The 23485-nt window shown below is 58.0% G+C and carries 20 protein-coding genes and 1 pseudogene; 14 read left to right on the plus strand and 7 right to left on the minus strand.

The annotated features are described in order from the left end of the window. Entirely contained in the window at positions 1–1608 is a 1608-nt protein-coding gene (locus tag K7H22_RS16715; RefSeq protein WP_230802027.1) for an acyl-CoA carboxylase subunit beta, read from the plus strand. Positions 1609–1719: 111 nt separating this feature from the next. Here the strand turns inward: K7H22_RS16715 and K7H22_RS16720 are convergent, their stop codons facing one another. Continuing rightward, the gene (locus K7H22_RS16720; protein ID WP_230802028.1) at positions 1720–2331 is read right to left on the minus strand and encodes a transferase hexapeptide repeat family protein; all 612 of its coding nucleotides are present in this window, start codon (positions 2329–2331) and stop codon (positions 1720–1722) included. Positions 2332–2605: 274 nt separating this feature from the next. Between K7H22_RS16720 and K7H22_RS16725 the strand changes: the two genes are divergently transcribed. From K7H22_RS16725 to K7H22_RS16770, 10 genes and pseudogenes are all read left to right on the plus strand, one after another. Continuing rightward, the gene (locus K7H22_RS16725) at positions 2606–3790 is read left to right on the plus strand and encodes a lipid-transfer protein (protein ID WP_230802029.1); all 1185 of its coding nucleotides are present in this window, start codon (positions 2606–2608) and stop codon (positions 3788–3790) included. A gap of 25 nt (positions 3791–3815) precedes the next feature. After that, a complete protein-coding gene (locus tag K7H22_RS16730; RefSeq protein ID WP_230802030.1) occupies positions 3816–4646 on the plus strand; it encodes an SDR family NAD(P)-dependent oxidoreductase in 831 nt (276 codons plus the stop codon). A 181-nt stretch (positions 4647–4827) separates the two neighbouring features. Beyond that, a pseudogene (locus K7H22_RS16735) lies at positions 4828–5022 on the plus strand (TetR/AcrR family transcriptional regulator); the annotation flags it as partial. Positions 5023–5025: 3 nt separating this feature from the next. Continuing rightward, positions 5026–5460, plus strand: a complete 435-nt coding sequence (locus K7H22_RS16740) for a hypothetical protein (protein WP_230802072.1) — start codon at positions 5026–5028, stop codon at positions 5458–5460. 3 nt (positions 5461–5463) lie between these two features. Then, on the plus strand, positions 5464–7062 hold the full coding sequence (locus K7H22_RS16745; RefSeq protein WP_230802031.1) for an acyl-CoA carboxylase subunit beta: 1599 nt from the start codon (positions 5464–5466) through the stop codon (positions 7060–7062). Positions 7063–7072: 10 nt separating this feature from the next. After that, positions 7073–7867, plus strand: a complete 795-nt coding sequence (locus K7H22_RS16750) for a crotonase/enoyl-CoA hydratase family protein (protein WP_230802032.1) — start codon at positions 7073–7075, stop codon at positions 7865–7867. Then, the gene (locus tag K7H22_RS16755) at positions 7852–9867 is read left to right on the plus strand and encodes a biotin carboxylase N-terminal domain-containing protein (protein WP_230802033.1); all 2016 of its coding nucleotides are present in this window, start codon (positions 7852–7854) and stop codon (positions 9865–9867) included. Before K7H22_RS16750 ends, K7H22_RS16755 begins: the two co-directional genes overlap by 16 nt. Then, entirely contained in the window at positions 9864–11030 is a 1167-nt protein-coding gene (locus K7H22_RS16760) for an acyl-CoA dehydrogenase family protein (RefSeq protein ID WP_230802034.1), read from the plus strand. Before K7H22_RS16755 ends, K7H22_RS16760 begins: the two co-directional genes overlap by 4 nt. A 48-nt stretch (positions 11031–11078) precedes the next feature. After that, positions 11079–11645 carry a biotin transporter BioY gene (locus K7H22_RS16765; protein WP_230802035.1) on the plus strand — a complete coding sequence of 189 codons (567 nt, stop codon included), beginning with the start codon at positions 11079–11081 and terminating at the stop codon, positions 11643–11645. A 139-nt stretch (positions 11646–11784) separates the two neighbouring features. After that, entirely contained in the window at positions 11785–12618 is an 834-nt protein-coding gene (locus K7H22_RS16770; RefSeq protein ID WP_230802036.1) for an MBL fold metallo-hydrolase, read from the plus strand. 200 nt (positions 12619–12818) lie between these two features. Here the strand turns inward: K7H22_RS16770 and K7H22_RS16775 are convergent, their stop codons facing one another. The 5 genes from K7H22_RS16775 to K7H22_RS16795 form a co-directional block, all read right to left on the minus strand. Next, positions 12819–14993 (minus strand): xanthine dehydrogenase family protein molybdopterin-binding subunit, encoded by a 2175-nt coding sequence (locus K7H22_RS16775; protein ID WP_230802037.1) that lies wholly within the window; start codon positions 14991–14993, stop codon positions 12819–12821. Between the two features lies 1 nt (position 14994). Beyond that, a complete protein-coding gene (locus tag K7H22_RS16780) occupies positions 14995–15453 on the minus strand; it encodes a (2Fe-2S)-binding protein (RefSeq protein WP_230802038.1) in 459 nt (152 codons plus the stop codon). A 19-nt stretch (positions 15454–15472) separates the two neighbouring features. Next, on the minus strand, positions 15473–16159 hold the full coding sequence (locus tag K7H22_RS16785; protein WP_230802039.1) for a glutathione S-transferase family protein: 687 nt from the start codon (positions 16157–16159) through the stop codon (positions 15473–15475). Continuing rightward, the gene (locus K7H22_RS16790) at positions 16122–16631 is read right to left on the minus strand and encodes a MarR family winged helix-turn-helix transcriptional regulator (RefSeq protein WP_230802040.1); all 510 of its coding nucleotides are present in this window, start codon (positions 16629–16631) and stop codon (positions 16122–16124) included. The genes K7H22_RS16785 and K7H22_RS16790 overlap by 38 nt, the downstream gene beginning before the upstream one ends. A gap of 306 nt (positions 16632–16937) precedes the next feature. Continuing rightward, positions 16938–17897: an MBL fold metallo-hydrolase gene (locus K7H22_RS16795; RefSeq protein ID WP_230802041.1), complete on the minus strand. Its 960-nt coding sequence runs from the start codon at positions 17895–17897 to the stop codon at positions 16938–16940. Positions 17898–17998: 101 nt separating this feature from the next. Here K7H22_RS16795 and K7H22_RS16800 point away from each other — a divergent pair, with 101 nt between their 5' ends. The 3 genes from K7H22_RS16800 to K7H22_RS16810 all read left to right on the plus strand — a co-directional run bounded on the left by K7H22_RS16800 (position 17999) and on the right by K7H22_RS16810 (position 20367). Continuing rightward, positions 17999–18490: a MarR family winged helix-turn-helix transcriptional regulator gene (locus tag K7H22_RS16800; RefSeq protein WP_230802042.1), complete on the plus strand. Its 492-nt coding sequence runs from the start codon at positions 17999–18001 to the stop codon at positions 18488–18490. Positions 18491–18601: 111 nt separating this feature from the next. Then, positions 18602–19270 (plus strand): cupin domain-containing protein, encoded by a 669-nt coding sequence (locus K7H22_RS16805; RefSeq protein ID WP_230802043.1) that lies wholly within the window; start codon positions 18602–18604, stop codon positions 19268–19270. A gap of 41 nt (positions 19271–19311) precedes the next feature. Beyond that, on the plus strand, positions 19312–20367 hold the full coding sequence (locus K7H22_RS16810) for a flavin monoamine oxidase family protein (protein WP_230802044.1): 1056 nt from the start codon (positions 19312–19314) through the stop codon (positions 20365–20367). A gap of 36 nt (positions 20368–20403) precedes the next feature. On the opposite strand, the gene K7H22_RS16815 is transcribed toward K7H22_RS16810, so the two are convergent. Beyond that, the gene (locus tag K7H22_RS16815) at positions 20404–23484 is read right to left on the minus strand and encodes an efflux RND transporter permease subunit (protein ID WP_230802045.1); all 3081 of its coding nucleotides are present in this window, start codon (positions 23482–23484) and stop codon (positions 20404–20406) included. Between the last annotated feature and the right edge of the window lies 1 nt (position 23485).

A 23485-nucleotide genomic window follows, 5' to 3' on the forward strand; every position in this document is an offset into this window, starting at 1 on the left:
ATGCGCCGGATTGAAAGTCTGATCGACACCAACGCCGCCGACTACAAGGCAAACTATGCCGCCATGTCCGAGCGACTGAAAGAGTTTCACGCCCGCCAGCAAGCGGCGCGTTTCGAACGCCCGCAACGCGATATTGATCGCCTTGCCCGCCAAAACAAACTGGGCGTGCGCGAGCGGTTGAAACTACTACTGGACCCCGGCACGCCCTTTTTGGAGTTTTCCACACTTGCCGCTTGTCGCGAATACGACGGCACCGTGCCTGGCGCCGCTGTGGTGACGGGCATCGGTATTGTGCAGGGCCGCGAGGTCGCCATCCACGCCAATGACGCGAGCGTCAAGGGCGGGGCTTGGTATCCACATACCGTCAAAAAGGTCGTGCGGCTTTTGGATGTGGCGCTGGAAAATCGCTTGCCGGTTGTCCATATCTGCGACAGCGCTGGCGGCTTTCTGCCATTGCAGCATGGCGTCTTTCCCGACCGCTATCTGGGCGGACGAGTGTTCCGCAACCAGGTCAAGCTGAGCCAAGCCAACATTCCGCAAATCGCGGTGGTCGGCGGGCATTGCACCGCAGGCGGTGCCTATGTACCTACGCTGAGCGATTACAACATCATCATCGAAGGCACTGGGGCGATTTTCCTTGGCGGTCCCCCGCTGGTCAAGGCGGCCACCGGCGAAGAGGTCGGTGTTCAGGAACTTGGTGGGGCGGTTATGCATACCTCGGTTTCGGGAACCGGCGACTACCGAGCCGCCACTGAACAGCACGCCTTTTCACTGGCGCGCGAGATTGTCAGCCAATGGAAGCGCACCCCGAAAACGATCATCGAAACCGCCGCTTTTGAAGAGCCATACTACGACCCCAAGGAGCTTTATGGGATCATCCCCAAGGACCGGAAAACCCAGTTTGATATGCGCGAGGTTCTGGCGCGGATCGTCGATGGCTCGCGCTTTCACGAATACCAGCCCGACTATGGCACCACGATGGTTTGCGGCTTTGCTCATATCTGGGGTTACAAGGTTGGCATCCTTGCCAACAACGGGGTGTTGTTCAACGACAGCTCGCTGAAGGCGGCGCATTTCATGCAGCTTTGCAATCAGAACCGCACACCTCTGGTCTTCTTTCAGAACATCACTGGCTATATGGTGGGCCGCGAATACGAAGAACGCGGCATCGCCAAGGACGGTGCCAAGATGCTGATGGCGCAGGGCGGTTCGGTCGTACCGAAGTTTACCGTGATCGCCAATGCCTCGTACGGGGCAGGCAATTACGGCATGTGCGGGCGGGCCTGGGATGCGCGCACGCTGTTTATGTGGCCGCAAGCCGAGATCGGCGTGATGGGGGCGGATCAGGCCGCTAATACCATGGCGGACGTCAAGATCCGGCAGCTTCAGCGTGAAGGCAAAGAGCTGACAGAAGAAGAAATCGCCGCAATCCGTGAACCGGTGCTGGAAAAATACAAGCGCGATGTCGAAGCCTATACCTCCACCTCGGAACTGTGGGATGATGGCATCCTCGATCCGGCGGACACACGCAACGCGCTTGGCATGTCGATTTCCGCCTCGCTCAATGCACCGATCGAGGAACCACACTACGGGATCTTCCGGCTGTAACTGCTTGCGGGACGGCGCACCGATTTAGGGGGTGCCGTCCCGCGTCAAGGTCTTTCCATCTGGCGCTTTCGCAATGCGAAGTTCGCCGCCGCAGTCCGGTGCCCGGACAGGTCAGGACGACGTCTGCCGCGCCTCCTGAATCGAAACGACGTCAGAGGCTGCCACCTCGGGCCGGTCGGCTTCGACCATCTTCAGCGGCTCGACGGGCATCAATCCGGCCAGACAGTCACGCGCGAGTTTCTGGTATTCCGCCGTCCCGCGTGTCTTCCAAGCGACTTCCTTCTCGCTGACGCCGCGGATCACCTTGGCTGGCGATCCGACCACCATCGAACGCGGCGGAATCACGGTTTCGCCTCGTACAAAAGCTTGTGCGCCGACGATTGATTCCGCCCCTAGTTCTACACCATCCATGATAACAGCATTCATCCCGACCAAAGCGTTCCGGCCCACAATACAACCGTGCAGGATCGCACCGTGGCCGATATGACCGTCGGATTCGACCACTGCGTCGCGCCCGGGAAAAGAATGGATGATGCAGTTGTCCTGCACATTGGCGCCATCACCGATCACGATCTTGCCAAAGTCGCCTCGCAGGCTTGCCCCGGGTCCGATGTAGCACCCATGCCCCAGGATGACATTTCCGATAAGGACGGCCTGAGGATGGACATATGTGTCCTCGGGCACAACGGGTATAAACCCTTTGAATTCATAACAGTACGCCATTCTCGCTTCCTTTCGCAGTCTGCATGTCGCTGGTTTAAGAAAACAGTCACCAAACGTTCATGGACAGTCATGCTGGCAACCGAAGGTCCGAAATGCGCTGCCTTCCATTACCCACATTCAAATAAAAGAACATATGTTAGAAAAAGGGGCAAGCACCCTACGTCACGGCCTTACAGTGTTGACAGTTGATGGGCTCAGGAGTTTAATTCTAACAAATGGTAGAAAATGGTATGGCGCAGCTTTGCAACAGCCAGATTAAAATTGGGAGAGAGAGATGAAAGACAAAGCTTATGTCGCCGGCGTCGGGATGGTGCCGTTCCAGAAGCCTGGAAAATCCGAAAGCTATGACGTAATGGCGGCGGCTGCGACCCGCTCCGCTCTGGCGGACGCAGGGTTGGATTATAGAAAAATTCAACAGGCCTATGTGGGTTATGTCTATGGCGACAGCACCTGCGGTCAGCGCGCCTTGTACCATGTTGGAATGACCGGCATCCCGATTTTGAATGTGAACAACAACTGCTCGACCGGTTCGTCTGCCTTGTTCCTGGCCCGGCAGGCAGTTGAAAGCGGCGCGGTTGATTGTGCTCTGGCACTTGGGTTCGAGCAGATGCAGCCCGGCGCAATCGGTGCGATGTTCCATGATCGGGTAAGCCCGTTTGCGGCCTTCGACGAAGAAACCGACATACTGGTAGGCAGCTCGGACATCCCGCTGGCGTTGCGATACTTCGGTGGTGCGGGCAAAGCGCATATGGACGAGTTCGGCACCCCCCTTGAGACTTTCGCCAAGATTCGCGCCAAGGCCAGCCGACATGCAGCGAAGAATCCGGTGGCCCTGTTCCGGCAGGAAGTGACAGCTGAAGACGTCATGGCAGCACAGGTCGTCTGGCCGGGCGTGATGACCAAGCTCATGGCCTGTCCGCCAACCTGCGGCGCAGCGGCGGCAATCATCTGTTCCAAGGAATTCGCCGACAAGCACGGACTGGACAGTTCCGTTCGGATTGCGGCGCAGGCAATGACAACGGATGGCATGGAAACTTTCGAAGCACATGATATGCGCGAAGTGGTGGGCTTTTCGATGGCCAAGCGCGCCGCCGATCAGGTCTACGAGGCCGCGGGCGTCGGGCCAGAAGACGTGGATGTGGTCGAATTGCACGACTGTTTCGCCCATAACGAGCTTATCACTTACGAGGCACTTGGCCTTTGCGGTCGCGGCGAAGCAGCAAAATTCGTTGATGATGGTGACAACACTTACGGCGGAAAATACGTGACCAACCCGTCGGGCGGTCTGTTGTCCAAAGGACATCCACTTGGCGCCACCGGCCTGGCGCAATGTACCGAGCTTGTGCAGCAGCTTCGCGGCCAGGCCGATGCGCGCCAGGTTGATGGCGCACGCTTGGCGCTTCAGCACAATCTGGGCCTCGGCGGGGCCTGCGTCACCACGCTTTATGAAAAAGCGTGAACAGAACCTTTCAGGAGAAAACTTTATGACAGGAAAACTCGACGGGAAGGTCGCCTTGGTCTCGGGTTCGGGCCGGGGTATTGGCCGCGAAATCGCACTCAAACTGGCCTCGGAAGGGGCGCGTGTCGTGATCAACGATCTGGACGCTGACCCGGCCAATGAAACCGCCGAGGCGTTGCGCGCAATGGGAGCCGAGGCCGTGGTGTGTGCCGGTAGTGTGACCGAGGACGGATTCGCCGAACGATTCATCAAGACCGGCATGGATAGCTTCGGCGGGCTCGATATCATCGTGAACAACGCAGGCTACACTTGGGACAGCGTCGTTCAGAAGATGTCCGACGAACAGTGGCAGGCGATCATTGACGTCCACCTAACGGCACCTTTCAAGATCCTGCGCGCCGCCCAGCCTGTGATAAGTGCCAAGTCCAAGGAAGAAGCCGCCGCCGGAAAGGAAGTGTTCCGCAAAGTGGTGAACATTTCGTCAATCGCTGGCACTGGCGGTAACGCGGGGCAGATCAACTATTCGGCCGCCAAGGCCGGCATACTGGGTGTCACCCGGACGATGGCCAAGGAATGGGGCCGCTACAAGGTCAACGTCAATGCCGTGGCCTTTGGCCCGATCCGCACCCGCCTGACCGAAGGCAGCGCGGACGGCGAGAGCACGATCAAGGTCGAGGAAAAAGAGATCAAGGTCGGCGTCAACCCTGATCTTCTGTCCCAGATGGAGCGCATGATCCCACTGGGCCGGGTCGGTACTCCAGAAGAGGCTGCTGGTGCTGTCTATCTGTTCTGCTCACCCGAATCGAACTTCATCTCGGGCCAGCACATCATCTGCGGCGGCGGCTTCACGATCTGAATACAATCGGTTCAGCCCCTTGCCAGAGGGCCGGACAACAAGATCAGCAAAGGCGGGTGAGCGAGTTTCGGTCACCCGCCTGTATTTTCGCGGATGCCGGATCAACCGTACTTTTTCAGATTGACACTCTGGAATCGGCAACCTAACAAGTGTTAGTTATGTATGAGATTGACTGGATACGATGACAGATGCAGCGGTCACTAGTAAAGAGATCGAAACGCCCCGAAGCCCTGTTGGCCGCAAAGGGGTGCTTGACGTTGCCGCCCGACTTTTCCGGGACCATGGCTATGGGTCTGTCTCTCTTAGAAAGATAGCTGATGCTGCAGGGATCAAAGCAGGAAGCATCTATTACCATTTCGGGTCTAAGGACGAAATAGTGGTGGCCATTCTGGATGAAGGCATCTGGGCCGTTCACAAGAACATGCGTCGGGCGGTCGCGGAACAAGCCGATACCGCCGGAGCCTCGGTTGTCTTGCGCGCGGCCATCAGTGCGCATCTTCGCGCACTTCTGGATGTGAGTGACTATTCCTCGGCCAACGTGCGGATCTTCGGGCAGGTTCCACAATCGGTACGCGACGCGAATTTGCCCGCGCGCCGTGCCTATGAGAACGAGTGGGACGATCTGCTAGCACGGTTGCAAAAGCACGGTGAGTTGAGGGCCGATGTCGATGTTCGCCGATTGCGCCTGATGCTTATCGGTGCACTGAACGCCACGCTTGAATGGTTCGACCCCTCTCGTGGCGGCGTCGATGCACTGGCCTCTGCCTATGCCGATGTTTTTCTCAACGGAATGCTCGAAAAACGGAAGGTCTGAACCATGGCACGTCTCGAAACAACAGTGCTGACCGCATCGGAAACCTACGTCCGCAACCATGCAGCACAAAGCGAGAGGGTTGACACGCTGCGCACGCGGATCGCAGGGGCTACGTCGGGCGGACGCCCCGACATGGTTGAACGTCACCGCAAACGTGGCAAGCTTCTGGTGCGTGAACGGATCGACTTGCTGGTGGACCCAGGAACTGCGTTCATGGAACTGTCGTCGCTCGCGGCCTACGGGCAATATGGGGATGAGGTGCCTGGCGCGGGGATCGTGACCGGCATCGGCGTTATCCATGGGTTGCCCTGCATTGTGATCGCCAACGATGCTACGGTGAAAGGCGGCTCGTTTTACCACGAGACCGTCCAAAAACACATTCGCGCCCAGGAAATCGCAGCCGAGAACCGGTTGCCCTGCCTCTATCTGGTGGATTGCGGCGGTGCCTATCTGCCAGAGCAGGACCGGGTTTTTCCCGATGCTCGCCATTTCGGTAATTCCTTCTATCGCCAGACCAACATGTCAGCGAGCGGCCTGCCGCAGATCTCAGCGGTCTTTGGTGGTTGCACGGCCGGTGGTGCTTATATCCCCGCCCTGTCGGACGAAGTCATCATGGTGCGGGGCAACGCGCGCATCCATCTGGGCGGTCCCTCAATCGTCAAGGTGGCAATCAATGAAGAGGTCGATGGCGAAACGTTGGGCGGGGCTGAGATGCATTCGCGCGTATCGGGTGTGTCTGATCATTTGGCCGAGGACGAGTACCATGCGCTCGCGCTGATGCGCGACATCGTGGCCGAGCTTGGCCAGTCGCGCCCGATGCGACCGGACCAGACCCCCGAAGCGCCCGCCCACGATCCCTCCGAACTGCTTGGCGTGATCAGCGCTGATCGCAAACAGCCCTATGACATGCGAGAAGTTCTGCTGCGCATGATCGACGCTGGCGAGTTCCGAGAATTCAAGCCCGGATGGGGCGACACGCTGGTCTGTGGCACCGCGCGCATCCACGGCTATCGAGTAGGCATTCTGGCCAATAATGGAGCGCTTCTGTCCGACAGTTCGCTCAAGGGTGCGCAATTCGTTTCGATGTGCGATCAACGTAACATCCCGCTTTTGTTCCTGCACAACATCTCGGGCTTCATGGTCGGCACCGAAGCCGAGCGCGGCGGCATCGCCAAAAACAGTGCCAAGCTGGTGTATGCCATGTCGGTGGCCAAGGTGCCGCGCCTGTCGGTTTTGCTGGGGGGCTCATACGGGGCGGGAAATTACGGCATGTGTGGACGGGGTTTCGCTCCGAATTTTCTCTTTGCCTGGCCAACGGCAGAATTGGCCACCATGTCCGCCGACATCGCCACCAATGTGATGCTGGAACTGCGCCGCCAGAAGGGGGGTAACCCAGACAAGATGGAGGCCGACATGAAGCTGATCGAAGAGCAGGTGCGCGCCCAGTATGGTGAACAATCCGATCCCTATTATGCCACCTCGCGGCTTTGGGATGACGGGCTGATCGAACCCGCGCAAACCCGCGATATCCTTGGCCTGTGTCTGGCCATTGTGACATCGGTGCCCGAAGCCGGTCGTCATACCCCTGTTTTCAGAATGTGAGGCCGACGCCATGACGACCACTTATCAAACCATCGTTGTCGAAACCGATGCGCGAGGAGTTGCCACTGTCGCGCTCAACCGCCCGGACAAGCACAACGCCCTGAACGGCACCCTGATCGCCGAGCTTTACGACGCGGCCCAGAAGTTGGCCGCGGATGAAAGTGTGCGGATCGTGGTCCTGACCGGCATAGGAAAAAGCTTCTGCGCAGGCGGCGATTTCAACTGGTTCGCTTCGAATGTCGAGAAAAGCCGCGCCGAGCGGGTCGAACAAAGCGCTACCTTGGCACGGCTTTTGCGCCGTCTTGACACGCTGCCCAAGCCCTTGATCGGGCGGATCAACGGCCCAGCCTATGGTGGCGGTGTCGGTATGATCTCGGTCTGCGACTACACCATCGGTGCCGAAGGCGCGCGCTTCGGTCTAACCGAGGTCAAACTGGGCCTGCTGCCCGCGAATATATCGCCTTACGTGGTGGCCCGCATCGGCAAGGTGCATTCGCGTGAAACCATGCTGTCGGGCGCGTTGTTCGACACGGCCCGCGCCGAGAGGATTGGACTATTGACGGAAGTTGTCGCGCCCGACGGTCTGGACGCCGCGGTGGACCGTGTGGTGCACGATCACCTTCAGGCTGCGCCGGGTGCAGTGGCCGATACCAAGGCGCTGATCGCCTATGTCGCATCGCACGATCTGGAGACCAATATGATCTACACCGCCGACCGGCTAGCCGATGCGTGGGAGACTGAGGAAGGTATCGAGGGCATCAACAGCTTCATTAACAAGGACATTCCGTCATGGCGGGTGAAATGAGCTTCACCCGCGTTCTGATTGCCAACCGGGGCGAGATTGCCCGGCGCATCCAGCGCGGGTGCCACAAGTTGGGATTGGAAAGCGTGGCAGTGTTTTCGGATGCAGACCGCGAAGCGCCCTTCGTGGCGGAGGCCGATCACGCCGTCTGTATCGGCGGGGCCGCGCCTGCGGACAGCTATCTGAACGTCGAGGCCATTCTGGACGCCGCGCGCGCGACCGGCGCAGGGGCAGTGCATCCGGGCTATGGCTTCTTGTCGGAAAATGCCGGTTTCGCCGCAGCGGTCGAGGCGGCGGGCCTTGTGTTCATCGGGCCTTCTGCCGCTGCAATCGCACGGATGGGAAGCAAGATCGAAGCCAAGGCCGCCGCCGAGGATGCGGGAGTTCCTGTGCTGCCCGGCTATCGCGGCGAAGATCAGTCCGACGCACGATTGCTGGAAGAGGCGCGCATGCTTGGCACCCCGTTTCTGGTTAAGGCCAGCGCCGGTGGGGGCGGGCGCGGCATGCGTCTTGTTTCTGATCTGAGCGGCGCGTCTGAAGCAATCGCATCTGCCCGGGCCGAAGCGCAAGGCGCCTTCGGCGATCCCGCAGTATTCCTTGAGCGCTACGCGCCTCGTGCGCGGCATGTCGAAGTGCAAGTGTTCGGCGACTGCCATGGCAATGTCCTGCACCTCGGTGACCGCGACTGTTCGCTTCAACGCAATCATCAGAAGCTGATCGAAGAAGCCCCTGCGGCCGATCTTCCCGAGGCCCTTCGCGACGAAATGCGCGCAGCATCTGTGCGACTGGCGCAGGCGATAGGTTATCGGTCCGCTGGGACAGTTGAGTATCTTTATGACTCCGAGCGCTGCGAGTATTACTTCCTTGAGATGAACACCCGCCTTCAGGTGGAACATCCGGTGACCGAGGCCATTACTGGCATTGATCTGGTCGAATGGCAGTTGCGTATCGCGCGGGGCGAGACCCTGACATTGGCGCAATCGGATGTGCAGTTTAACGGCCACGCCATCGAAGTGCGCATCGCCGCCGAGAACCCCGCCGAGAATTTCCGCCCCGAAACCGGCAAGATCACCCTTTGGGCGCCGCCTGCTGGCATACGGCTCGATAGCGGCGTCGCGGCTGGGTCAATCGTCAGCCACCATTACGATTCGATGTTGGCCAAATTGATCAGCCATGCGCCGGACAGGGCAGGGGCAATCCGTCAGGCCATTGCTGCGATTGATGCCTTTGCGGTGGGCGGCGTCGGGTTGAACCTGTCTTATCAGCGGGCGCTGTTGAACCATCCTGATTTTCATGCCTTCCGGCATCATACCTCGGGCCTTGCCGAGTTGTTCCCGGATGGCTGGGCAGAACCGACGCCCAAAGCCGAGGACGCGTGCCTCGCCGCCATAGCGCTGCATCTGCACCGCACTCCGGCAGGCGCATCGCCTTGGGACAGCCTTGGATCTTGGCGGCTCACGGCCCGTGCGGGACTGCCCGGCGCTGCGTTCTATTGGAACGCATCCGAGGAAGATCCGATCCGCGTGACCCAAACCGGAGCGGGGCTAACCGCCAAATTGCCTTACGGCCAGAGCATCACAACCGAAACAGTCACTTTGACCGGAGACCGTCTGAGTGGGCGCATCGACGGCGTTCCCTTTTCGCGCGTTGCCCATGTTGAGCGCAGTGGCAATCACTGGCGGGTGCATTTGCAGACGCCTGCGGGAATGTCCGTAACAGACCTGCGCAGTCTGGAAGATCAGCACCTTGCCCGCGCCAGCGGCGGATCGGGCGGCGCTGACCTGCTGACGGCACCCATGCCCGGCGCCGTCGCCGAGGTGCGTGTCGCGCCCGGAGACCGGGTCAAAGCCGGTGATACGCTGGTGGTGCTAGAAGCCATGAAGCTGCTGCAAAGTCTGCGCGCCCCGGTCGGGGGCGTAGTAGCCGAAATATATTGCGCTCAGGGCGACACTGTCGCCGGGAACGCCCCCCTTGTAAAACTCGATCCGGAGGAAGAGACATGACAAAACTGGAAAATTTCACCGCTGCGACAAGCCCATTCAACGACGATCTCGAGATGATCCGCAGCCAGCTGCGCCGGTTCATCGAGACCGAAGTGACAGCCAAGGCAGCGCCTTGGGAAGAGGAAGGCATGGTGCCCCGCGACGTTCTGCGCCGGATGGGTGATCTCGGCGTGCTGGGGATGCGCTATGACGCGCAATATGGCGGCGCGGGGCTGGACGTGATGTCCAGCGTGGTTTTGGCCGAAGAGGTGGGGCGCTCCACTTTCGGCGGGTTTTCAGCCACGGTTCTGGTCCATACTGATATGGCCTCGCCGCATCTGGAAAACGCAGGCACCCCGGAACAAAAGGCGCGCTGGATGCCGTCGATCATATCGGGTGAAAAGATCACCGCTGTGGCCGTGACCGAACCGGGTGCCGGGTCGGACGTGGCGGGCATGCGCACTCGCGCGGTGCAGGACGGGTCAGACTGGGTGCTGAACGGAACCAAGATGTTCATCACCAATGGGGTACATGGCGATCTCTACTTTGTCGGTGCCAAGACCGACCCCGATGCCAAGGGATCGCGCGGGATCACCATGTTCGCGGTCGAAAAGGGCACGCCGGGTTTTTCAGTCGGCCGGGCGCTGAACAAAACCGGCTGGCTGTGCTCGGACACGGCCGAACTGATCTTCGAAGATGTCCGTATCCCCGCCGAAAACGTTTTGGGTGAGGTCAACCGCGGTTTCTATTCGGTAATGAAAAACTTCCAGAACGAGCGGATCGTGCTGGGCGCCATGGCCTGCGCCGAGGCCCAATCCGCGCTCGACATGACCGTGGATTACGTCAAACAGCGCAAGGCCTTTGGCGGCGTTTTGTGGGACAAGCAGACGGTGCGCCAGCGGCTTGCTGATTGCCAGACGCGGATCGCGGCGGGACGGCAGCTCGTTTATCATGCCGCAGGCCTCGATGCAGCGGGCCGCGATTGTGTGAAAGAGGTCTCGATGGTCAAAGCCTATTGCGGCGAACTGGTGAACAGCGTGCTCTACGACTGTGTCCAGTTTCACGGCGGTATGGGCTATATGCGCGAAACCCCGGTTGAACGCATGTCACGCGACGCGCGTGTTCAGGCGATTGGCGGCGGGGCGAGCGAGGTCATGCTGGAAGAAGTCGCCAAGCGCATGTGAGCTTACTACCCAGCAAATCAACGATCTACAGAAGCAAGGACGAAACAGATGACTTTGGAAACTACTCAACGCCAACCCGCTGCAAGACTGACCCGAGAGATCTCAATAATACTCGTCGGCACAATTCTTCTGACACTATCCGCCAAAATCGTGGTGCCGTTCTACCCGGTTCCGATGTCTACACAAACTCTGGTTGTCCTGGCTCTGGGCCTTTTCCTGGGGCCGGTGCGCAGTAGTCTTGTTGTTGTGGCATACCTTCTCGAAGGTCTGTTTGGCCTTCCGGTGTTCGCAGGCACGCCTCCGGCGCCGGCCGGACTCGCGTATATTGCCGGTCCCACAGGCGGATACTTGTTAGGCTTCGCACTTGCAGCGGCGGCTGCTGGATGGATTGTTCAAGCACTGGAAGGACTTCGGCCTGCCTTCAGGGCATCTGTCGCGGTCCTTTTTGGGTCGATACTGATGTATTGCGCCGGGCTAGTCTGGTTGGGTAGCTTTATCGGCTATGGCGAAAATTTGCTGAGCGCAGGGCTTTACCCGTTCCTTCTTGGGGATCTGACAAAAGCGGCGATCGCAGTGGCTCTGTATACAGGCTTCCAAAATTGGGGCCGTGATTGACTGCCGGGCTTCTCTGCATTGTTCCAGCGCCGGTGAAACACGGCGCTGGACGCCAGCCCCAGCCTTCTATCGCTATACAAAAGCAAAAGACGGCGTCGCGTCTTCCGGGTTTTGCACTGTCAAAAGGTGTTTGAATTCAATGACACAAAGCAGCATGTTTTTCACAGAGCCGGAACCGCCTCGCGCACAATGTATACAGGTGGCAGAGGGCATCCAGAGGATTGTCGCGAACAATCCCGGAAAGATGACCTATCATGGTACGAATACCTATATCGTCGATACATCCGAGGGCCGGTTCATTATCGACCCCGGTCCGGTGGAAGACAGCCTTCATCTCGAAGCGATTATCGACAGTTTGGGACCCAATCCGGCCGGTATTCTCGTCACTCATCACCATTCTGATCACTTCGGCGCAGCCCCGATATTGCGCGAGCGAACCGGTCTGCCCGTTTATGTGTCGCAGGCATTTCCGGACGACGCCTTTCAACCTGACGCGTTCCTAGAGGACGGCGAGGTAATCGCTGGTCTTACCGTCCTGCACACACCGGGCCATGCCAGCGATCACCTTTGCTTTGCGCGACCGGACAGGGTTTTGTTTACAGGCGATCATATTATGAGTTGGAACAGCTCAATCGTAAGCCCGCCCGACGGCAACATGCATGATTACTGTGCTCAGCTTAAGCGGCTGATAGAACGTGATGACAAGATTTGCCTGCCGGGACACGGTCCGATTCTCCCGCATCCGCAACCCTATGCCAAAAAGCTGCTCGCCAACCGGATGCGTCGGGAAGCGGAGATCCTTGCACACCTGGCGGACACCCCTGATACAGTCAAAAACACTGCCGCTTTAGTTTACAAGAAATCCGATCCGCATATTGCGATGGCCGCCGAACGAAATGTTGCGGCACATCTTGAAAAGCTTCTCTCAGAATCGCGAGTGACGCAGGATGGAAATATCTGGAAAGTTACTTAACATAACTATGCTTATGCGAATTATATGGCGTGTTTGAAACCCTCCCCCAACCGGCCCGCAAAACTGTCCTAAAAAGCAGGACTACTTCATTCACAACAATTTGGCGTTCCTGAAGGACGATCTCGCTTTTGAAATCCTAAAATAAGAACGCTAGTTGACGCTCGCCATAGGGCAGCGCGCGCCAACAAAATCTATATTGGTTAGGCGAGTCCGTGGTTCGAAAATGGCAAATCTCGAACCGTCTTGCCGGTTGCCCGACGGACAGCATTTGCAACAGCGGGACCAATGGGCGGTGTGCCGGGTTCGCCAATTCCGGTCGGCGCCTCGGTTGATTGGACGATGTGAACGTCCACCTGAGGCATGTCGGTGATCCGGAGAGGCGTGTAGTCGTAAAAATTCGACTGGTTCACCTCTCCCTCTGTCATCGTGATCTCTTCACGCAGGATCGCCGAAAGACCGTAGCCCAGCCCCCCTTCGATCTGCGCCTCGATGTTCGAAGGGTTGATCGGCACGCCGCAATCGACAGCACAGGTCACATGTTCGACCTTGACTGTTCCGTCCTGGCGAATACGAACATCCGCAATTTCAGCGACATAGGAGCCGAAGCTTTTGTGGACGGCGATGCCTCTTGTCAGGCCGTCAGGTATCTTACCGGCCTTTTCCGCTGCCAGTTCGAGCACGCCTCGCGCGCGCGGATCGGTGAGGTAGCGCAGACGGAATTCCACAGGGTCGGCCTCCGCCGCCTCCGCCAACTCATCCATGATCGTCTCGACCACGTAGGCGGTGTGGGTATGCCCGACCGAGCGCCACCAGAGTACGGGAACACCAACGCGCGGATGATGAACATCAACCGACCAACCCGGTATGGTGTATGCCGAGTGTTGACCAAGGCCTTCAACAGAAGATGCATCAACGCCGCCGCTTACCATAAACTGTTCGAACGCAGTTCCGATAGCGATACCCTGCCCCACCACGCGCTGTTCCCACGACGTGATATTACCGTCTACATCAAGGCTGGCACGCACACGGTGCATGTGCATCGGGCGGTAATATCCGCCGCGCACATCGTCCTCGCGGGTCCAGACCAGCTTGATCGGGCGCGCTTGCCCGTGCGTTTGAAGCCACGCTTGCGCAATCATCGCCGCCTCAGCCACGTAGTGGCTGTCGTAGATCGCACGGCGCCCAAAAGAACCGCCGCCCCAAAGGGTCTCGATTTTTACCGAACCCGGATCAATGCCAAGCACCTGAGCCCCGATGTTCTGGTCCAGGGTCTGTATCTGCGATCCGGTCCAGAATGTCGCCTCAGCGCCGTCGAACAGAACGGTCACGTCGATCGGCTCCATCGGCGTATGCGCGAGATAGGGGAAGAAGTAATCGGCTTCGATCACTTTCACCTCTTCGACCTGTGAGACTGCGGCGTTTTCGAAGACAATGCCATCCTCATCAAGCAATGCTGTGTATTCTGCACGCAGTTCTTCCGTGCCACGGTTTTCGGCCTGTGAGAAATCCCATTCAGCTGAAAGAGCGTCGCGCGCCTGAATTGCCTGCCAGGTTGACTCGGCGATCACCGCCGCCCGATCCGGCAGGCGGATCACGTCGATCACGCCGGGCATTGCCCGCGCCTCAGCGTCATCCAGTCCGGCCAACGCACCACCAAAACGCGGACTGCGCAGGCTGACAGCGTACATCAGCCCCTCCATCGCCACGTCCATCCCGAACATGCCCGTGGCACCTTGGGTCTTGCGCGCCACATCCACCCGCGGAAAGGATTTGCCGATATAGACCCATTGATCGGGCGATTTCAGTGTCACGCTGTCCGGCACGCTCTGCTTCGCCGCAGCGACCGCCATATCGCCCAGCGTGGCTTTGTTCGCGCCGTCAGTGATCTCACCGTTTGATATGGTAATGCTGGCAGGATCAACGCCCCAGGTCTTGGCTGCCGCCGCGACAAGCATCGCTCGTGCCGTTGCACCGGCTTCACGGTATTGCTGCCAGGAGTTGGGCATCGCGGTTGAACCACCTGTGCCCTGCACACCCAAGAGAGTATTGGCATAAAGACCGGTATTGGCGGGCGCAAATTGTGTTGTGACCTGCGCTGCATCCGCATCAAGTTCGTCTGCAATCAACGTAGCCAAACCTGTAGCGGTCCCCTGCCCCTTGTCGAGGTGCTTAACAATTACGACAACAGTGTTGTCAGGACGAATATGGACAAAAGGTGTGGCCAGACTGTCCGGGCCACCCTGTGCTGTTGCTGCGGTCGGCAAAAGCGCACCACCCAGAATGAGACCACCCGCCGCGCCTGCGCTCATTTTGAGAAAGCCCCGGCGCGTCGTACCCCGAGCGGACACGGCCTGTGAGATAATTCTGTTCAGCATGTTAACCCTCCACAATTTCGGATGCGCGATGGATCGCTTTGCGTATCCGTGCGTAGGTGGCACACCGGCAAAGGTTTCCATCCATCGCCGTGTCTATGTCGTCGTCGGTTGGTTTGGGCGTGTCCCGCAACAACGCCGCTGCCGACAAGATTTGACCTGATTGGCAATAGCCGCATTGGGGCACTTCAAGCTCGACCCACGCCGCACGGACAGCCTCGGTGGTCGCATCTTGCGCGCCCTCGATCGTCGTCACGGTGGCACCGTCAATGTCGCCCACGAAGGTCTGGCAAGAGCGCACAAGCGCCCCATTCACGTTCACTGTACATGCGCCGCATGACGCAACACCGCAGCCGAACTTGGTGCCAGTCAAGCCCAGTTCATCGCGCAAAGCCCACAACAAAGGTGTATCAGCACTTGCTGCTATCTCGCGCGGCTCACCGTTCAAATTAAGTTTGATCATCGCTCGCTTCTCCTTTTCCTCAGCTAAGGTTTGGAGCAGTGGAGGCAAAGACGTCATCCGCGCTCAACCTGTCCCACCAGTCTTGCATCCCATCAACGGCCAGAAGCGCGGCGCCATCTTCTGTCAGTGTCGCATAAAATACGATGGGCCCCAGAAGATAGTCGGCATAGCCAGGTGCGTCGCCTGCAAGGAATGGCGCGTCGCCTTTGTTTTCCATCGCCAGTTTGGCAAACTTCTTGCCGTTTTCGAGGCCGGATTGGCGCAGTTCCTCATTCTTCCCACCGACCATATGAGGGAACAAGTGATAGGCCACAAACCCCGTAATCGCACTGCCACCGTAATTGTGATAAAGTGCCACGTTTTCATCAGATTTTGCACGTGCTCTTGCATCAGTGGGAAGCATCGGTGGCTCAGGGTCGCGCGCTTCAAGATAGCGCACAATGGCATCTGTTTCGCGCAAACGCATTCCGTCAATGTCCAATACCGGCACTTTGCCAAAGGGGTGGCGCTCAAGGTGTTCGGCTTGACGCGGCTCGCCTTGCAAGACATTCACGGACACCTGATCGTAGGGCACGCCCTTGTTTGCCAAGACACAGCGGACGGTGCGCACATATGTTGAACCGTCAAAACCGTAGAGAGTTGTTTCTGTCATGGTATCCTCGATAGTATTATTTGAGAGGGGTTGGTGTTGGTAAAGCAACGCCAATAGGCGTGTTGAGATCCTCGGACAGCAGAGCCACAAGTTTGCGGACACTGGTACGGAGGCCCTCGACCACATCATGACCAAGACGGTCGCCAATCTGGTCTGACAAGGCTTGTGGAATTTCTTTCGCTTGGTCTTTCAGAGACTGGCCCCGAGATGTCAGCCGCACGATGACGTGGCGTTGGTCGGAACGGTCGCGGTTTCGCGTCAGCAATCCTTGATCTTGCATGCGCTTCACGATCGGCGTCATCGTAGCGCTATCAATATGCAGGCGTTGAGCAAGGGCTCCTACATGAATGGGCCCCTCCTCCCACAGGATCAACATGACCAAATACTGCGAATAGGTCAGGCCCAAAGGCTCAAGAAGCGGTCGGTACACACGCCCCAAAAGGTTTGATGCGGCGTAAAGGGGAAAGCACAACTGTCTGTCCAAGCCGAGCATGTCGTACGGGTCATGGCTTTGGGCTTTCTTCATCACGGTACCCGGTGCTGGGTGGCACGCGTACCGGTGACACTCTCCAACCCGAGCGAAAACAACCATTCGCACCACAAGTCATCGTTCGGAATTTGTCGAACGCGTACAAAAATCGTGCTCATGTATCCCCCGAAAATTGATCATCGCTTCCTTGAACTGCAAGATAGACTGCTAACTTTATCTGGCAACCTAATAATTCGTGCACGAAGTAAATAACCTAAATAGTCTGTGCTTTGCAAATCATATCGCTTAGCCCCAGACCCAGAAAAGAGAGCGCCTTTCGACGCTCTCTTGAATTGTGCACTGTTACATCCAGGTCGCTGGGACATAGCGATACGCGTCGCCGTCCCGCAGAATACGGCCAAAACCGGGGAAGTGGATGTGACTCCCTGCGACGAGCATCTTGTCGGCCGACACCATGTCAAAGATACGGCGGCGCGAGACCGCTGCTTGCGCGGGATCAGAGTCGAAACCAAACCCGATATCTGGCAGCGCTGTATGCACGTCTGCCGAGTGCAGCGAATCGGCAATCATCAGCAACTGGCGATCGCCACCGTCAATCCGCACAATGGAATGACCGGGCGTATGGCCCGGAGACAGTATCATCGACAAACCTGGAGCCGCTTCATTACCGTCAGCAATGCGGGTCACGTTTGTGCCATAGGCATTCAACACAGTCTGTGCCAGTTGGAAAAGGCCCTTCGCCTCTGCGGGGGCTTGCGCCATCATCGCCTCGTCGGTCCAGAAACCGGCCTCGACTTCGCCAACCGCCAGTTCGGCGTTCTTGAACACAGCTTCACCTCCACGGATCAAACCGCCAAGGTGGTCGGGGTGCGCGTGCGTCAGGATAACGAGATCAATGTCTTCGGGCGCGACGCCAGCTGCGGCAAGGCCAAGGGTCACCCCGCCAAAACCGGGCCCGAGCAATTCTTGCTCGCCCATACCCGCATCAATCAGGATCGTGCGGTCGTCTGACTGCAGAAGGAAAGCCGAAACAGGCGCGGGCAAGGCGTCTGGTCCGATGCCAACCTGCTCCATGACAGTGTCTATTTCGTCGCCTCCGAAGAAGAAGCCGCGCCCCAAAGGTGCGACCCCGTCGAGCAGGGCGGTGATGCGGTATTGCCCGAGCGGTGCAGAATAGAGCGCCGCCCCTTCTGTCGCGCTATGCCCAGCGGCCAGTGCCGGGCTTGCTACCCCTGCGAGAGCGGCGGTTGCAGGCAATATGGCAGCACCTTTGAGCAGGTTGCGTCGGTTGATCTGGGTCACAGTAGGTCCTTTCGTGTTGGATTATTTCGTATGCGAAGTTTTTGGTCGCAAATGAAGCGTTGAGTCTTTGCAATTTTGACCAGTGAGGCTAACTAGCGTGTATGGGAAAAAAATCCAAGCTCAATGATCTGGCCTGCTTTCAAGTGTACACGCTGCACCATGCGTTTGGCCGCTATTATCAGGCGGCCTTTGCAGAAAGTGGTCTGACATATGCAAAGTACATTATTTTGAAAGCTCTGGCCACGCAGTCACAAATGTCTCTTTCCGAGCTATCGCAGGGTGTCGGCGTTGAGCCGAACACGATCTCTCCTCTTGCCAAAAAAATGGCGACCTATGGCGTGATCGAACGGGTGCGCGACGCTGAAGACGAACGCCGCATTGTTTTGCGCCTCACGGAATATGGCATTCAGGTCCTGAAAGCAGCCGATGAGGTTGTGGCGGAGAATTTTGCAGATCTCGGCATCTCGGACAATGATGCCAAGCAAGCGATTGCTCTGATTTCACGCATCCGATCGGCGGTAGAAAAAGCCAAGCCGAGTCGACTTAATTTGCCTCAAGCGCCTCCCAACGTACAAGACGGCCTGCCAGACTGAGAGCATGGGCGTAGAGCTTTCCCCGTTGATCGAAATTCTCACCCGATCGTGCCCAAGACAAAACCTGAACGACATACCGCCCCTTGAGGGGTGTGGAAAGGACTGAAACAGATGGAACTGAACGCAGATTTTTCGCAGAAGGTCGTTGTGGACACCGATGGCCTTGAATGGCAAGCCTCGCCCATGAAAGGTGTGGACAGAAGGATGCTCGACCGGATCGGGGACGAGGTTGCTAGGGCCACAACAATCGTGCGCTATGCGCCCGGCAGCCAGTTTTCCGCGCACACCCACGGTGGTGGTGAGGAATTCATCGTGCTTGATGGCGTCTTTCAGGATGAACATGGTGACTATCCGGCAGGCACCTATGTGCGAAATCCTCCAACGACATCTCATACGCCGGGATCGGAAGCGGGCTGCACGATTTTCGTCAAACTCTGGCAATTCGATATGAATGACCGCACCCAGTTTCACAAAGATATGGAGGCCGAGCTTGGCGCTTCCGAAAATGGTGTGGCAACTGCCATCCTGCACCGCGATAAGCGCGAGACAGTGACGTTCTGCAATCTGGAGAAGAGCGCGACCATGACATCGGATGAAATTGGCGGCATCGAGATATTGGTGATCAGCGGGACCGCAACGGTAAATGGGGAAACCCTGAAACAGAACACTTGGTTGCGTCTGCCTGATGGCACCGCTTTGACAGCCACAGCTGGGGCTGAGGGTGCAAAGCTTTGGATGAAAACAGGGCATCTACCATACGCCAAGGCACCGCAAGTTTGACGAAAACGGGTCGAACCACGTCGCACAGGAAAGTTTGAACGTTGCAAACGCAAACACTTATCATCGGTGGTGGGCTTTCAGGTCTGTCGCTCGCAGCGCGGCTATCTGCCGAGGGGCAGGATTTTCTGCTTGTCGAAGCCCGCGAAAGGTGGGGCGGACGTATTCTGAGCGAGCAGTACCAAGTGGGCACCTTTGATCTTGGCCCCTCGTGGTTCTGGCCCGGCCAACCACGTATTGCGGCGCTGGTCGCGCGCCTTGGGCTCACACGGTTTGAGCAGTTTTATCAAGGTGAACTTTTGTATGAAGACGAACGTGGGCATGTGCAGCGGGGACGCGGTTTTGCGTCGATGCAAGGCTCTTGGCGGTTGCAAGGCGGTCTTGCGGCCTTGATAAACAAACTTCTGCCCGAAATTCCGTCAGACAAACGCTTCTCCGCCATGCCAATCAATGCGCTGCGTCGAACGAGCGATGGCATTGCCGCCCAGACAGAGGCGGGTGCGGAGATCGCGGCACGAAAGGTTGTTTTGGCCCTGCCACCGCGGGTTGCAGCGCAGTTTTCCTATGCGCCCGCGCTACCCTCGGGCGCTTTGACTGCAATGGAGGGTATTCCGACTTGGATGGCAGGACAGGCCAAAGCCATTGCTGTGTATGACCGCCCCTTTTGGCGCGATAATGGCCTGTCCGGTGATGCAACAAGCAGACTTGGCCCGATGGTTGAATGTCACGATGCAAGCCCGCTTGAGGGTGGTCCCTATGCCATCTTCGGCTTCATAGGGATTCCGCCCGACATGAGGCGCGACACCGAAGCCCTGCGCGAGCAGGTGCGAATGCAATTGGTCCGTCTCTTTGGCCCCGAAGCACAAAACCCAAAGCGTCTTTACGTCAAGGACTGGGCTTTCGACCCATACACAGCGACCGCCCTTGACCAAAAGCCCGTTCATGCCCACCCAGATTATGGTTTGCCGCGCGCTTTGTCCGATCTTTGGGACAATGCGCTTGTCTTTGGCGGTACCGAGGCGGCCCCGACATTCGGCGGTTTTCTAGAAGGCGCGCTTGAGGCGGCGGAACAAGCTCACGCCGCCATTGCGGCAGGTTGAGGGCGCACAGCGACGCGCGTGCAACAACCTGTGCGCTCAGGCTGTCGCTGCGGCACCGGAAGGCGCCCCTTCTTTCTTCGGCGGCGTGATCCGGAAGAACAGCGCATACAACACCGGCACCGCGATCAGTGTCAGTATCGAGGCGAACGCGAGACCACCCATGATTGTAACCGCCATGGAAGCAAAAAACGCATCTGGCAAAAGCGGTATCATCCCGAAAATCGTGGTACCCGCGGCAAGCACAACGGGCCGCAAACGGCTGATCGAGCCATCGACGATTGCCTTGTAGTCTTCCACACCGTCGGCGCGCTGAAGATCAATTTCTTCGACTAGAACAATCGCGTTCTTCATCAACATCCCCGAGAGTGACAGGAACCCAAGAAGTGCCGTGAAGGTGAAGGGCAGGCCCGTGAACAACAGGCCCAGAACCATACCTGTCACAGACATCGGCACGACCAGCCACAGAATCAGGGGTTGGCGAATCTTGTTGAACATCAGGATCGAAATTGTCAGCATGACCAGAAAGCCCAAAGGAAGCTGTTTGCCGAGGCTTTCTTGCGCCTCTCCCGCGCTTTCGAATTCGCCGCCCCATTCCATCGTGTAGCCTTCCGGAAGCGGAATGGCTTCGATATCAGAGCGGACGCTGCGAAATGCCTCATCTGCTGTCAGATTGCTGCCGGCACCACCGAGAACCGTTATTGTGCGCTCACGGTCGCGGCGGTGGATAAGCGCTTCCACCAGTCGCGTCTCAAACCGCTCAACGATATTACTCATTGGGACATAGGCCCCTGCCCCGTCCGACCACAGTGAAAGATCAGACAGGCGGCCCAGGCCGTTGCGCTCGTTTTCGGGCAATCGCAACTGGATGGGGATCACTTCGTCATCCTCACGCAACTCACCTACACGCAGACCGGACGTTCCATAGCGGACGGTATCCGCGATGGTGCCGCGCGTTGCACCTGCGATACGCATCCGCGATTCATCAACAATGGGCTCTATAAGAATCTCGCGCTGACGCCAATTGGTGCGCGGATTGGTGATTGTGCCCGCGTCTTCGAATATCCGAAGGGCATCATCTGCAAGTTGGCGCAGGATCACGGGATCAGGCCCAGAGAAACGAACGGCCACATCGGCACCCGATGGGGGGCCAAACACGATCTCTTCCACACGGATGAGGGCATGCGGGAATTGGGCAGGCAAATCCCGGTTCAGACGCGTTGCGATGTCCGGAATAGCTTCGGCATTGTCGACCCGTACAATAAGCTGGCCATAGCTGGGGTCTGCCTGTTCGGGGTTGTAGGTCAACATGAATCGGCTTGCGCCGCGACCCACCAGGGTCGTTACGTCAGTCACACTCTCCTCGGACAACAACATTTTCTCTAAACGTTGCATCTGGCCATCTGTGACATTGATGTCTGTACCCTGAGGCATCTGGACTTCGACATAAAAGATCGGCGTGTTCGAGGCAGGAAAAAACGCCTGTTTTACCTGACCGAAGGCCATAATCGATATCACTGTAATGCCCACAATCGTCAGAACGACGATGGCCCGCGCGCGCAAAGCCAACCAAAGAAATCCGCGGTACACGCTGTAAAATGCACCTTTGTACGGGTCGTCCGAGACTTCTTTCGGGGCACGCAGCAAGAGTTTTCCAAGGTAGGGCGTGACCGAAACGGCAAGCGCCCAACTCATCAAAAGGGAGATCGCAATCACTGCGAAGAGCGAGAACAAGAATTCACCCGTGGCATCAGGCGACAGACCGATACCAGAGAACGCCATGATCCCGATCACGGTCGCGCCCAGCAAGGGAATGGACGTCGAGGTTTCCGTCTCCGCGGCTGCGTCTTCAGCACTTTTGCCGCGCGCCATACCAATAACCATGCCTTCTGTAATGACGATGGCATTGTCCACAAGCATCCCCATGGCGATGATAAGTGCGCCAAGACTGATCCGTTCCATCTGTATGCCAAAGATTGACATGAAGAACAGAGTCGAGAACACGGTCAGGCTCAAGGTCAGGCCGACAACCAGCCCAGCACGCCACCCCATGGTCAGCATCAGGGCGGCAACGACGATGGCAACGGATTGCCCCAGACTGACAAGAAAGCTTGATACCGCTTCGTCCACGACGACATGCTGTTCGTAAATCGGGGTGACCTCAACACCATCCGGCAAGTCGGCTTTCAGTCGCTCCAGCCGCTCGGTTACGCCCGCGCCAACCTCAACAACATTTCGATCCGTCAAAGCCGACACACCAAGCGTAAAGGCCGCCGAACCGTTCTGCCGGATGATCTGGCTGGGCTGCTCGGCCTTGTCGCGGGTCACGCGGGCGATGTCATAGACCGCAACCTGCCCAACCTGTCCCGGAACGCCAAGTCGAAGTTCCTCGATCCCTTCGGGACTGACATATCCCGGCGGAACGGACAGCCCGATCCGCGCAGGGCCTTCGGTTATTTCGCCGTTCGAAAACACCTGATTTTCGTCGGCCAAAACGCCTAAAATCTGGTTCGGAGGAAGACCCAATTCGGTCAAACGGGAAGATGAAATCGAGATATTGATCACTTCTTCGGTGAGGCCCTGAACTTCAACCTTGGCGACGCCATCCACGGTCACCAGCCCAAGCCGGAGTTTGGTTGCCAGATCCCGCTGTTCCGTTGGACTGAGTCCTTCAGTCGTCACCGCATAAAACATGCCATAGACGTCACCGAAATCGTCATTGATGATCGGCGGACGCGCCCCTACAGGCAGGTCCCCCGCCACGTCGCTGATGCGGCGACGCATCTCATCCCAGACCTGTGGGATCTCGTCGGCTCCGTAGGTTTGCTCGATCTCGACGGTGATCTGCGCCATGCCCGGCATGGATTTCGATTCCACACGGTCAAGCTGCTTCATCTGCTGCAGCGCATTTTCGACAACGTCGGCAACCTCTTCTTCGACCTCTAAGGCCGTGGCGCCGGGATAAGGTACGAAAACAAGCGCGGTCTTGAGCGTAAAGCTTGGGTCTTCAAGGCGACCCACTGTATTCAGGCCCCAATAGCCGCCGATAAGGCAGAAAATAATGGCGAGCCATGCTGCTACCGGACGTTTGATAGTCGCTCGTGAGATACTGAGTGCCATA

This window comes from Seohaeicola saemankumensis (assembly GCF_021021435.1).
GTDB lineage: Bacteria > Pseudomonadota > Alphaproteobacteria > Rhodobacterales > Rhodobacteraceae > Seohaeicola.